The sequence below is a fragment of the Aliiruegeria lutimaris genome (genome assembly GCF_900099935.1).
GTDB lineage: Bacteria > Pseudomonadota > Alphaproteobacteria > Rhodobacterales > Rhodobacteraceae > Tropicimonas > Tropicimonas lutimaris.
Map to the genome: position 1 here is coordinate 1 of NZ_FNEK01000108.1, position 11,940 is coordinate 11,940.

13 protein-coding genes are annotated in these 11,940 nt (G+C 57.8%); 3 read left to right on the forward strand and 10 right to left on the reverse strand.

All coding sequences use genetic code 11. The features are described from left to right. Both BLR85_RS30105 and BLR85_RS26065 read right to left on the reverse strand, forming a co-directional pair. On the reverse strand, positions 1–250 hold a 250-nt coding region (locus BLR85_RS30105; RefSeq protein ID WP_139188560.1), incomplete at its 3' end, for a transposase. 480 nt (positions 251–730) lie between these two features. After that, entirely contained in the window at positions 731–1,174 is a 444-nt protein-coding gene (locus BLR85_RS26065; protein ID WP_170844779.1) for an AraC family transcriptional regulator ligand-binding domain-containing protein, read from the reverse strand. Positions 1,175–1,611: 437 nt separating this feature from the next. On the opposite strand from BLR85_RS26065, the gene BLR85_RS26070 reads away from it, so the two are divergent. The 3 genes from BLR85_RS26070 (at position 1,612) to BLR85_RS26080 (ending at position 5,018) form a co-directional block, all read left to right on the forward strand. Next, a complete protein-coding gene (locus BLR85_RS26070) occupies positions 1,612–2,244 on the forward strand; it encodes a tyrosine-type recombinase/integrase (protein ID WP_093164325.1) in 633 nt (210 codons plus the stop codon). Positions 2,245–2,471: 227 nt separating this feature from the next. Next, positions 2,472–3,782, forward strand: coding sequence for an FAD-dependent oxidoreductase (locus BLR85_RS26075; RefSeq protein WP_093164327.1), 1,311 nt, complete (start codon positions 2,472–2,474; stop codon positions 3,780–3,782). Positions 3,783–4,364: 582 nt separating this feature from the next. Next, complete coding sequence (locus BLR85_RS26080) at positions 4,365–5,018, forward strand: DUF2848 domain-containing protein (protein ID WP_425284511.1); 654 nt, start codon at positions 4,365–4,367, stop codon at positions 5,016–5,018. A gap of 179 nt (positions 5,019–5,197) precedes the next feature. Here BLR85_RS26080 and BLR85_RS30115 read toward each other — a convergent pair whose 3' ends face one another. From BLR85_RS30115 to BLR85_RS26120, 8 genes are all read right to left on the reverse strand, one after another. After that, entirely contained in the window at positions 5,198–5,725 is a 528-nt protein-coding gene (locus BLR85_RS30115) for a biotin-dependent carboxyltransferase family protein (RefSeq protein WP_244520880.1), read from the reverse strand. Positions 5,726–5,736: 11 nt separating this feature from the next. Further along, positions 5,737–6,072 (reverse strand): carboxyltransferase domain-containing protein, encoded by a 336-nt coding sequence (locus BLR85_RS26090; RefSeq protein WP_093164331.1) that lies wholly within the window; start codon positions 6,070–6,072, stop codon positions 5,737–5,739. A gap of 7 nt (positions 6,073–6,079) precedes the next feature. Then, positions 6,080–6,691, reverse strand: a complete 612-nt coding sequence (locus BLR85_RS26095; protein ID WP_244520881.1) for a LamB/YcsF family protein — start codon at positions 6,689–6,691, stop codon at positions 6,080–6,082. Between the two features lie 61 nt (positions 6,692–6,752). Next, positions 6,753–8,036, reverse strand: a complete 1,284-nt coding sequence (locus BLR85_RS26100; protein WP_093164333.1) for a TRAP transporter large permease — start codon at positions 8,034–8,036, stop codon at positions 6,753–6,755. Further along, positions 8,033–8,581 (reverse strand): TRAP transporter small permease subunit, encoded by a 549-nt coding sequence (locus BLR85_RS26105; RefSeq protein WP_093164335.1) that lies wholly within the window; start codon positions 8,579–8,581, stop codon positions 8,033–8,035. The genes BLR85_RS26100 and BLR85_RS26105 overlap by 4 nt, the downstream gene beginning before the upstream one ends. 41 nt (positions 8,582–8,622) lie before the next feature. Then, positions 8,623–9,654, reverse strand: coding sequence for a TRAP transporter substrate-binding protein (locus BLR85_RS26110; protein WP_093164337.1), 1,032 nt, complete (start codon positions 9,652–9,654; stop codon positions 8,623–8,625). 30 nt (positions 9,655–9,684) lie between these two features. Beyond that, entirely contained in the window at positions 9,685–10,470 is a 786-nt protein-coding gene (locus tag BLR85_RS26115; protein WP_170844780.1) for a putative hydro-lyase, read from the reverse strand. Between the two features lie 126 nt (positions 10,471–10,596). Continuing rightward, entirely contained in the window at positions 10,597–11,475 is an 879-nt protein-coding gene (locus BLR85_RS26120; RefSeq protein ID WP_093164341.1) for a LysR family transcriptional regulator, read from the reverse strand. Between the last annotated feature and the right edge of the window lie 465 nt (positions 11,476–11,940).

Consider the following 11,940-nt stretch of genomic DNA (forward strand, 5'->3'; position numbering starts at 1 on the left):
TCTCCAAGGTGAGTTGACCGATCTTGGCGTGCAGGGAGGTGATGTCGATCTCCGGTTCCTTGCTCTTCGGCCAGTCCTCGAACACATCCGTCACGCCATCGAGCAACTGGTCTTTCCACTGCTTGATCTGGTTCGGGTGCAGGTCGAACTGGGTGGCCAGCTCGCTCATCGTCTTGTCGCCCTTCAGTGCCGCCAGTGCGACCTTCGCCTTGAACACGGCGCTGTGGTTTCTTCTCGGACGTCTTGCCATCTTTCGCTCCTTCTTCCCGGCATCGCTGCCGGATCGGGAGCAGAAAATCCACCTAACTCAACCGTTCAGATTTCCCGAGCCACCTCTGAAAGCGATGGCACGCCTTTTACGCGCGACTTCAAGGAGATGGTTGTAGGTGTACCCTAGCTTGCTCAACTTCCGTTGGAGGGTTCTCGGGCCCAAGTCCAAGGCGTTTGCAAATCCATCGAGATCTACAGCGCGATCCAACAATCGAAGGTCAATGAGTTTCAGGGTATCATCAATGAACGCGGTTAGCTCCCCGTCGGGTGGCGCGACCAAATCAAGAGAAGTAATCGGTCGAGGGAAGGGAATAGGACCGGAGAGCCTTGCTCCAAGGTCCGCTTTCCTGACCGCAACACTGTAATTCGGACAGCCAAAACGGATTGTGGATTGAACAAGGGCGCTCAGGTTTTCCGTTCTCGCTGGCTTTTCGTAGTCGACTTCCACCCAATCGGGCCGTCACCCCTTGCCCAGGAAGCCGCGAAAGAAAACGAACATCGTTTCGAAGAGGTGGTCCGAGAAATGACGTACGTTTTCATAGCCTGCCAGACCTGACTTGTAGCACCACACGATGTGATGTTCTCTTTCGGCTAAGTACATTTCTGTGCCGCTTTCGTGCGCCCACAGTGTCCTGCACATCCGTTGCAAGGCCAAGCCAAGGGTCGGTGCACAATAGGCATATCCGGCCCAAAACCCGTAATCGAGCGCTGTGGTTTTGCTTCCGAGGCGTACACCGAATTCCTCGTCACCGACCGCGCGCGCAGCCGCCTCCATTACGCGGATCATCTTGGCCAGCGGTACCCGATGCTCTGGCGCATTGAGAACGCTAAGGGGAAGATCGTGTTGCTGTAGGATGCGGACGAGAGCGCGATCGCCAGCCTTGTCACGGACAAGTTCGGGCAATTGACCCCATCCCCGGATTGTCGTCATCGGTACGGTTTTCAACGCAAGCCCCATCTTTCCCCGGAAAATGGTACCACAATCGTTTCCTGACAATGAGAATGGAGTGCGACTGGCCTTCAAGGGCTGGAAGTGGTCTTGCGGCTGCGCAGAATTGCGCCGGATTATCCTGTAAAGTGAACGTCCGCATCCAACTTTGCAGCCGGTGTGGTTTTCAACTGCGGCGAATTCACACTTTCCGCCCGTTCTGACTGATGCTGCGGTTGCGAACGGCGCAGGTGGACAATAATCCCGAACGGCAGATGCGTGTAAACACCTGCCGAGCACCTCGGTTTCCGAATTCGATTACGATGTTCTCCAAAGCCGACGTGGAAACATATATTGGGTAGCGGACGCTGGGTCGGCGCTGCGGATGGGAGTGGCGGATGTGAGGAAACGTAATGGAAAACGTGAACCTTCCTGCCATCCGAGATTGTCGACAGCCGTGGAACAAGGGGCGAGTTGTCGGCCAGAAACGACCGCTGCTGCCCAATCACGTTTGGGCAATCCGGGTAAGGCTGGAACTCGCTGAGCGGAAACGTGATCTGGCACTCTTCAATCTTGCCATCGACAGCAAACTGCGAGGGTGCGACCTCGTAAAGCTCGAGGTCGCGGATGTCTACGCTGCCGGGCTGGTCAAGGAGCGCACTTCGATAATCCAAAGCAAAACGGACAAACCAGTTCGGTTTGAGATTTCGGAAGGAACTCGGAAATCGATCGCGCAATGGATCGCAGACCCTTTGATGATCGGATCGAAATTCCTGTGGCCAGGTCGCTTTCATGAGCGGCTGCATATCTCTACCCGCCAGTATGCGCGCCTAGTTCGAGAATGGGTCCGGTCGATCGGCTTGGACCCCACTTCCTACGGAACGCATTCAATGCGTCGTACCAAGGTTGTGCAGATCTACCGCAAGACCGGCAACCTGAGAGCAGTACAACTCCTACTGGGACATACGAAGATGGACAGCACTGTCCGTTATCTCGGTGTCGATTTGGAGGACGCACTCTCGATCGCCGAGTCTGTCGATCTCTGACGAGTTGGGCCGATCAACCCGATCGGCCCATCATCTCGAGCCGTTTTTCGAGTCGGCTTTTCCGACGGTGTGGTCATCCGACCATATTGATCAGATGTCAGCGAAGAGCCCAATCTGACCAATGCTGCGTGCTTCATCAATTACCGCTTTCGCCCTTGACCGGGAAATGCCTCGTGATCACGCTGCCTCGAGTAAGACGCCGTTCTTTCGAAGATGGAGACAGGTGGATGACGAAATGCATCGAGCAAACCGATGTTCTTGTAATCGGTGGGGGCACGGCCGGTTTCGGTGCTGCAATCGCAGCGGGTCTGCAAGGGCTCCGGGTTACGCTCCTGGAGGCGACGAGCAAAGTCGGCGGCGTGATGGCGTTTTGTCCTGGAATGCCTTGGGGTGGGGCTTATCCGATGGATCAAATCGTCGGCGGCCTTATTGAGGAACTCATAGATCGACTGACCTCCATGGACCCACCGGCTGCAGAAAAACGAGCCTGCACATTAGAAAACTTCGGACCTGAGATAGTCTATGACCACGACATTGCGACCTTGACCATGTTCGAGATGCTCGAAGAGGCGGACGTTAGTGTCAGGTTGGGCACGATCGCAATCGAACCCGAAATGGAAGGAAATGCGATATCCTACGTTCGGTGCTGTGACCGAAACGGACCATTTGCGATCCAGCCAAAAGTCGTTATCGATTGCTCCGGGGATGGTGACATCTCCGCAAAGGCCGGTGTGCCGTACGCTCTGGGCGATGCCTCGGGAAAAATGATGGCGGTGACAGTTTCATTTCTCATGATGGGGGTGGACTGGGCCAGCGCCTTTGCTGATCCAGATCCTTACTTTCGGAAATACGCCGAGAAAGGTATCGCGGACGGTCGGCTGCACGGTGATCTTGCGAAGCTGTACCTTATGCGTGGTTTTCATCAGGGCACGGTATTCTGCAACTCGGTACATGTGCGTGGTGTGAACGGAACAGATCCTGTTGTAGTCGCCTTGGCGACCCAGAAAGGGCGCAGACGGTGCCACCAACTCGCCTTGTTCTTGCGAAGCGACGTACCGGGATTTGAAACGGCGCACATGTCCATGCTTTTCCCTACCGTTGGCGTTCGTGAAACGCGCAAACTGCAAGGCGTGTACCGCTTGACTGGCGCGGATCTGACACACGCGACGAAGTTCCCCGATGGCGTCATGGCCTGTGACAATCCGGTGGACGATGTGATGAGGGCGGAAGGAGATATGAGCCACGATGCCGCGATCGAAGCCGGGCAGTACTATACGATCCCGTTTCGGTCGCTTTTGCCTGAGACGATCACGAATTTGATGTTTGCGGGGCGCATTTTGTCGGCGGACCCAATGGCGTTTGCGTCGGTCCGCGGAATGCCACAATGCACGGCCATGGGACAAGCGACTGGAACAGCCGCTGCGCTCGCAATTAAATCCAACGTCACAGTGCAAGACATATCGACAGACCTGCTCGTTCAGCAACTGTCTCGGCAGGGTATCAACAGTTTGTTGGTCCCAGAACTTGCGACGGCCTGATTTTCTATGGCCTACGGATGACGATGCAGTGACTCATTTCACTGACCTGAAACAGCCGTCGGTGTTTACTTATCGAGCGCCCGCCTTGTCCCGCAACTCGGTCATAGCCCCCATCGGCTATGCTGCGGCCTCCATGAACGACCGGTTTCCACGTGGCCGCACAGTTCCGATTTTTGGCCTGTCGAGTTGACCGATATGCCGCGATTGCGAAACCCCAAGGTGAGACGAGTCCGCTTCGGGCGTGAAACTTAACCCGGATGCATCTTAGCTGAGCCGCATACCTGTCCGAAAAAGCAGGACTACTTCACTTCAACCATTTCAATTCGGAGCGCAGCCTCTCCTCCAGAGGCAACCTCAAGAAGAACCGCACCGCTGCTCTCGTCGAGTGGCGCGGTCTTTGCGCGGCACAAGGGACAGCCATTCTGCCCTTGGTGAGACTGGTTCGAATTGGTCTGCCAGCACCCGCCACTGCCATTGGATGCTTGCTCAGCAGGCAAATGTGCGCTCCAATAAAACGTCATGCCGTCAAAGTTAAAACTGCTGATTGCATTGCTTGTCACGAAAGGACCTCAAAGCGTGGATATTGCTTTCAACTGTAAAGACGAGAGTATCACTTTGACGATAAACTCGGTTGTCGTCGCTGGGTGGACAGGGCGGAACTTGGCGGCGGTGCAGCAGCATATTGACGAGTTGGCCGAGCTGGGCATCGCCCCGCCCAGTCAGATACCGCTCTATTACCGGGTCTCAACCGCGATGCTGACCCAATCCGAAAGCATCGAGGTTCTGGGCGAAGGATCCTCGGGCGAGGTGGAGCCCTTGTTGATACGCGCGGGAGGCAAAACCTATTTCGGCCTAGCGTCGGACCACACGGACCGCGACCTGGAGGCCTATTCCGTTGCGGCCTCCAAACAGGCTTGCGCAAAACCCATTGCCACCAGTTTGTGGGACTTTGACGACATCGCGGATCATCTCGATGACATCCGCTTGCGCTGTTGGATCGATGAGAAGGGGAAAGAGGTATTGTATCAGGACGGAACTCTGGCAGGCATTCGCCCTCTGGCTGACCTCTGCACCGGGGCCGGTATTTCTGATGGCACGGCCATGCTTTGCGGCACCTTCGCGGCCATCGCCGGCGTACGACCTGCGCAATCCTACCGGATGGAGGTGTCGGACCCCCACAGCGGGAAGACCATTGCACTGTCCTATTCCGTGGTGGCTCTGCCAATCATCGCCTAAATGCACTAGTCGAACGCGCAGCCATGTATCAGGTTTTCGCGCATCAACCGCTGCGCCAAACAACCGCGCGGTATCGAAATCCGCGCCAGATGCGCGGCCTTGCGCGCGGCATGGCTGCGCGCCTCAGTCACCGCTTGCGCGCTGGTGGTGCCCACAAACCGTACCGACAGACCAGCGCGCTACTGTACCAATCGGTCTATGCCGGGAGAAGTAACAGTGGCAATTTTGGGGTTTCCACCCGTGGTCTGATGGTCGGTCAAAGGCAAGTCCAGCCCTTTAAGGCGCATCCCCATGCGATCATAGGCGTCTGACACTGTGAATTTTTCCGTCAGAAACCGGTCCACCCCGGCTTTGGCGAAACGATGATCCTGAAAGCCAGTGACGACGCGGATTGGCCCAGCTGTGGGAAAAGCCGGTTGCAGGATTTCGCCCAGGCGATCCTCGCGAACAGTCGCGTCGGACAGGGCGATCGTTTGCCCAGTTCGCACCGCTCCACCGCCGAATCCGGACGTAGAATGGGTCGCCTGATTGCCCAACCAATCCGCTGTCGCAATCCGGCCGGCGCAGGCAAGAAAGGTCCAGCTTCCCGCTTCGCCTGCGGTGATTGATAACCGCTCGCTCTTTTGAACCATCAGGACCGTCCAGGACCGGGTCTTCTGGCTGTTGTGCTGGACGATAAGATCCCCACTCGCAATGGCAAGGGTCACGGCCTCTGGCGTCAGGCCTTTGGCGGATGAAACAGCCCCAGATCGGACGAAAATGGGTCTTCGTAACAGACCTGCACCCTGCGAGTGACGCCCGCGGACTGGATGGTTATCGGCGCCCCAAGACAGCCACGGACATGTGTTTCCATGGCATCATGATCGGTCACGAGAGGGTCAAATGACACCGGCAGGTTGATCATGGCAGGTACGGGCTCAATCATCCCGCCCGCTGCCTGCGCGGCCAAATCTGCGTCCAGCGCCGGCACAGCGCCACACGCCTCATCCGAGATTTCGTCGGCAAAGGTCACAAGCAGCGTGTGATCGGCGATGGCTTTGAACCGTGGGGTCATGGCGTTCTCAGGTGCCCATGAAAGAAGCGATCTGAACGCCCCGCGCCGTCAACAGATAACGGACCTCGCGCGCCATAGCAGCAGCCCCGACGCTGTCATCGTGGGCACAGATGGACTGGGCCGCCAGCGCAATTTGATCACCGTCCACCACAGGCATACGCCCGGTTTCAAGGAACGAAAGCAGACGTGACGCGGCCGCGCCCGCAGCACGGGAGGCATGCTCGGCCTGGGTGCTGGATATCGCCAACACCGCCAGTTCTGGGTCGATCTTCTGGACCGCCGCGACGAAGGCATCGGCCACGCTGGGATTTCGTGCGGCGGGGTTGGCCGGTGCGCCGTGGAGTTTGACATAGGCCACTGGCACGCGCATCAACGCAGCCACCCCCCGCAATGCCCCGATCTGGGCGGCACAAATGCGCCCGATGTCATTTGCCAACAACGGGATCACCCGCCGCCCGACCCCGATCCGGTCCGCGCGTCCGGGATGCGCGCCCAAGGTCACGCCGCTGTCGCGGGCCAGCGCAAGCGTTCGAAACATGGTGTCCGGATCGCCCGCATGGCCCCCACAGGCGATATTGGCAGAGGTCAGGATGGACAGAAGCTGCGCATCATCTCCCATGTCTCAAGCGCCGAACCTTTCACCAAGATCAGAATTGAGGTCGATGCGCATCGCCGCAGCCCTACTGCAAGGCGTTGGGCAGGAACAGGGCCATGTTGGGAAAGGCGATCAGCAGGAACGCCATGGCCAGCATCGTCAGGCAATAGGGCAGCGCACCCAACATGACTTCATTCAAACTGCCCGATTTCCGCGCGCCTTGCACAACGTAAAGGTTCAGGCCGACTGGCGGGGTGATCAGCGCCATTTCAATGAGCACAATCATCAGGATGCCGAACCAGATCACATCATAACCTTGCGCCAGAACCATGGGAACGATGATCGGGATCGTGACCACCATCAATGATAGGGTTTCGATGAAGAAGCCCAAGACGATGTAAAGCACGACGACCACGAAGATGAACCCCAATGGCGACAAGCCAAGCCCCTCCATGAAGGCCGTCAATTCACGGCCCAATCCAGCCGAAGCCAGCGTGAAATTAAGGAACGACGCGCCGATCACGATCAGCATGATCATCGACGTGATCTTGACCGTCCCAGCGAGGCTTTGCGTCAGCATGTCCCAAGACACACCGCCAAAAAAGAAGGCAATAAGGAACGCGCCTGCAACGCCCACCGCCGCGGCCTCTGTAGGAGTGGCCCAGCCGCGATAGATTGACCCCACGATCAGAGCAAACAGGATCAGGATCGGGATCAGATCGCCTAGCGCGCGCAACATTTGCGGAAACGGGAATGTGCGGCGCACACCGCCCAGATCGGGACGAATGACGCAGATGATCGCGGTGACAGCCATGAACGCCAGCGCAAGTGCCAGGCCCGGGATCAACCCCGCCAGAAACAGCTGTGGGATCGAGGATTGTGTCAGAAAGCCATAGACGATCAGGTTAATCGACGGGGGGATCATGATCCCGAGCGTGCCGCCCGCCGCGATCGCGCCGGAAAACAGCTTCGGGTCATAGCCTAGCTTCTCGGCCTGCGGCATTGCGACAGTCGCTACAGTTGCGGCAGTGGCCACGGAAGATCCAGAGGTCGCGGAAAACATTGTTGCCGTGGCAACGTTGGCATGGACCAACCCGCCCGGCAGCCAGGACACCCAGCGGTCAAGCGCAGCATAGGTCCGTGTGGCAACTCCGCTGCGCACCAGGATTTCGCCCAGCAACACAAAGAACGGGATGGCGATCAGTGTCGCGGAATTGGACGACGACCAGACCATATTGCCCAACCCCCGCGTCAGTGGAAAACTCGAAAAAAATGCATCAATGCCAAAACCCAGCAAAAACAGTACGATGCCAACAGGAATGGACAGGGCCAGCAGCCCCAGAAGTCCGACAGAGACAAACCCGATCATTGCAGAGTCTCCTGTTCGGCAAAGGCGCCGACGATGGCCTCGGTGTCTTCGTAGCGGCGTTTGATCAGCAGGCTCAGCGCGGCGAATGTTGTCAGGCATGACATAACCGCAAACCAGACCCAGCCAGCAAACCACGGCAGCTGGACCCACGCCAATGGCGTTTCAAGCGGTGTGTTGGCCCGCGACCCGTTGGCAAGCGACCGTTCCAGAACTGGCCAAGCCTTGATCGCAATGGTGATCATCACGCCGGACATGACGGCCATGGAAAACACATCGAACAGTGCGCGCCAAAAGCTCTGGAACCGCGACCGCAGCAGATCAATGCGCACGTGCCCCAGTTCCAGCAGGGTGTAGGACATGCCCCAGGACGTAGCCAGCGCCATCGCGTATCCTGCTATTTCTTCGGTGCCTCCAAGGGACGTCCCAATCTGGCGCATGACAATATCCAACATTACGAAGGCCGCGCAGGCGAGAAGGCCAAAACCCACGGCCAGCGCCACCCCTCTGTTGATCACCCGAAGGCTTTGTATCATCTTGCGTTCCATAATCGGCACGTCCCTCGTTGGACAGTTGAAGAGGCGAGGCCCTATTCGATCGTCACGCCGACAACTTGGCCGACGCTGTCATTCCAGCGCTGTGCCCATTCACCGCCTGCGCGCTCTGCCCATTCAGGCAAGACTTCGCCAGTCAGGATGTCGCGCGCCCGCGCAAAGTCGGCGTCGCTGACTTCAACAAGCGTCATGGACCGTGCCTCGCCTGATGGGCACTCTCCGTTGCCGGTCAGGCATGCGATATCATTGACAAGTGCGTCCTGCGCGCTGGCCCATGCGGGGTCTTCGAAACCACTGGCGATTTCGCTGGTAATCAGCGCCTGCGTGCCGGCGTCAAGGCTGTTCCATTTGTCCAGATTGATCGCGGTGACCACGGAATCCCAGCCGCCCAATGGGATCGGCAGCAGGTGTGTGGACACTTCCCACCAGCCCGCGCTGTACCCCGATCCGGCACCGGTCACTGCACAATCGACAACACCATTTTGTAGCGCGCCGGGGACTTCGGAGAAGGACACATTTACGCCCTCAGCACCAAGAGCCTCAAGCAATTTGGCCGTCATCCTGCCTGATGCGCGAACCTTGAGGCCCTCCAGGTCAGCAAGGTTCGTGATCTCGTGGTTGCAAAACACAACCTGTGGCGGGTAAGGCGCAATCGCCAACACGTGGCTGTTGAACCGATCGCGGTAGATGTCGGCGACCATTGGGCGGGCGGCGTCAACCATGGCGCGCGCATCGTCCGCCGTCAGCGCCAGAAGCGGCACATCTAGGCCTTCAAGTTCAGGTGCATCGGCAACCGCATAATCGGCGACGGTCATTGCCACGTCGTACACGCCCTGGCCCAACAGCGGATATATATCGCCCAGGCCAAGGCTCATCTGGTTGTGAGTCGTCAGCTCGACTGTGATTTCACCTCCCGAGGCTTCGGGCAAGGTCGTAGACCAGAACGGCGCTTCATATTGATTGTGCAGGGGCAGGCTGGACCAGCTGCCCACCACGGACAGGCTTTCGGCAAATGCCGGTGCAGTCAGCGCGGTTGTCGCGGCCAGAACTGAGATTATTTTTTTCATTGTCGTGGTCTCCTTGTTGGATCTTGTTGTTCAGGGGAGAATTGTTGTCTCGGCGTCTTCGGCCACATCGGCGACCAGCATGTGGCCGGGCGAATGGGTGATACAAATTGGTAGACCTGCGGCCAGCAGGACGTTTTGTGGAGTCACTCCGCAGGCCCAATAGACGGGAATTTCGCCGTCCTTGATATCGACCGCATCGCCCCAATCTGGGGCGGACAGATCGGCAATTCCGATTTGGGACGGGTCGCCCACTGCGATGGGTGCTCCGTGGGCTTGAGGGTAGCGGCGGCTGATCTCGCGCGCGCTTTCAACCTGTTCGGTCGGAATCGGGCGCATGGTCACAACCATTTTCCCGCCAAACCGCCCCGCGGGAACCAGATCGATATTGGATCTGAACATCGGCACATTGCGTCCGGTTTCCAAATGCCGCACAGGAATACCATTGCGCACCAGCGCGTTTTCAAAGGTGAACGAACAACCCAAGGCAACAGGTACAAGGTCGTCCGCCCAGACGTCAGAAATGTCCGTCACTTCCTCGCTCAAAGCGCCATCCCGGAACACGCGATATTTTGAGACGTCCGTGCGAATGTCGATGTCGCGGCCCAGTGTCGGCAGGCTTGGGTCGCCAGTGTCACCCACGCCCACGATTGGGCAGGGCTTGGGATTGCGTTGACAAAACCGCAGGAAATCCAGTGCGTATCTTTCGGGCAGAATGGCCAAGTTGCATTGCAGCTTTCCTGCCGCTAGCCCTGCGGTATGGCCGGTGTAGGACCCTGTCCGAATTGCGCCGCGTACGGCGCTGGCAGGCGCGCCCATCAGGTCGGCATGTGAGACTGTGGTTCTGGTCACTTTGGCCCCCCGTGTTATCAGCCTGATCATCACACGCGCCCACACCCCCAATCAAATTATCATTTTATATATGTTGTGATAGATTTACTGAATTTACTTGGGGTGGATCTTGTCCCAGTCTACGGCCACCGCGCGCGCCATTTCCGCACTGTTTTCAATAAGAAAGCTGCGGGGTTCCGATAGATAGGACGCCGTGAACGACAATGGCTGCGGCCGGAACCCCGGATCAAATTCCACAATCTTCCCAGAGGCGAGCAAATCATTGGCGAGCGCGCGCGGGTAAGGCCCGACAGCGATTCCTGCTGCGATCATCTTCAGGCTCGCTGACAACGAGGCCGAGGCATAGACCCGCAATCTTGGCCCCACCCTACGTGACAGTTCCGACATCAGTTCGCGGTAGGGGCGTGTCTTGCTGGAATAGGAAATGACGGGGATTTGGCTTAGGTCGGTCTCCGGGTTTGCGGTGGCGCGATACCAATGCAGATCAAAGGACGGTAATTCGACGTTCTGCACCGAAAACTCCGACACCGGACCCATCAGCAGAGCCAGATCAAGTTTTCGTTCCAGCAATGCCGAACGCAGGTTCAGGGAGATATCCACTGTCAGATCTACGTTCACGCGGGGGTATTCTTCGCTGAGTTCTTTGAGGAAATCAGGCAACCATGCTTGCGCAATCGTCTCAGACGCGCCGACGCGAAACAAGCCTTCGGTCTCGGATGGGTTGGCGACGCGCTGTTTTATCTCTTCTTCCACAAACAGCATTTGCTCGGCATATGAAAGCAGCAGCGTGCCGTGTTTGGTCAGGATCAACTCACCGGGGCCGCGTTCAAACAGGGGCACGCGCAGCTCTTTTTCAAGATTGGCGATGCGGGTGGAGACAGCGGGTTGCGACAGGTTCAACCGCTCCGCCGCGCGACGAAACCCGTCTAAACGGGCGACCCAAAGAAAGGTTTTGATTTGATCAAAAGTCATGGCCCATTCATAGAACGGATCAAATAGGCTGCAAATCCATAAAGTGTCGTTCATTGGAAAGCCGGAAAATCGATTGTAGAAGCTCGCCTCTGAAAGCTAGCCGACGTCGCGGATTTCCGTGGCTTTCTTTGGAAGCGGTCGTTTGCCAGTTCGGGTTGAACGGTAGGTTTGTCCGCTGACTCGACCTTGGTGCAATCCGTCGTGAACGTCCGGTCCTCTTCCGCGTGAACGATTATCGAGTGAGCACGGCAGCGAATGCTACGAACGCAGCGAAGGTCTGCAAGGTCGGCAATCTACCAGTTCGCGCGGGCCGCAGCAGTCGGGAAGAAGGGCTCGTTACTGCCGTTCTCTGCGTTAACCACAAACGGCGGCTTCGTGCCGTTCACGACGAGCCCGCGCCGAGTGTGTTTGCAGCCGCAGCGTCGCAGGTGCCGTCAATCGGTGACAAGAGTGAGGGGCCGATCT

Coding starts and splice junctions, on each gene's coding strand:
- BLR85_RS26115 (WP_170844780.1), bottom strand. CDS start 10,470: ATGGGCGCGCCTGCCAGCGCCGTACGCGGCGCAATTCGGACAGGGTCC.
- BLR85_RS26070 (WP_093164325.1), top strand. CDS start 1,612: ATGGAAAACGTGAACCTTCCTGCCATCCGAGATTGTCGACAGCCGTGG.
- BLR85_RS26095 (WP_244520881.1), bottom strand. CDS start 6,691: ATGGGAGATGATGCGCAGCTTCTGTCCATCCTGACCTCTGCCAATATC.
- BLR85_RS26100 (WP_093164333.1), bottom strand. CDS start 8,036: ATGATCGGGTTTGTCTCTGTCGGACTTCTGGGGCTGCTGGCCCTGTCC.
- BLR85_RS26090 (WP_093164331.1), bottom strand. CDS start 6,072: ATGACCCCACGGTTCAAAGCCATCGCCGATCACACGCTGCTTGTGACC.
- BLR85_RS26110 (WP_093164337.1), bottom strand. CDS start 9,654: ATGAAAAAAATAATCTCAGTTCTGGCCGCGACAACCGCGCTGACTGCA.
- BLR85_RS26120 (WP_093164341.1), bottom strand. CDS start 11,475: ATGACTTTTGATCAAATCAAAACCTTTCTTTGGGTCGCCCGTTTAGAC.
- BLR85_RS26075 (WP_093164327.1), top strand. CDS start 2,472: ATGACGAAATGCATCGAGCAAACCGATGTTCTTGTAATCGGTGGGGGC.
- BLR85_RS26105 (WP_093164335.1), bottom strand. CDS start 8,581: ATGGAACGCAAGATGATACAAAGCCTTCGGGTGATCAACAGAGGGGTG.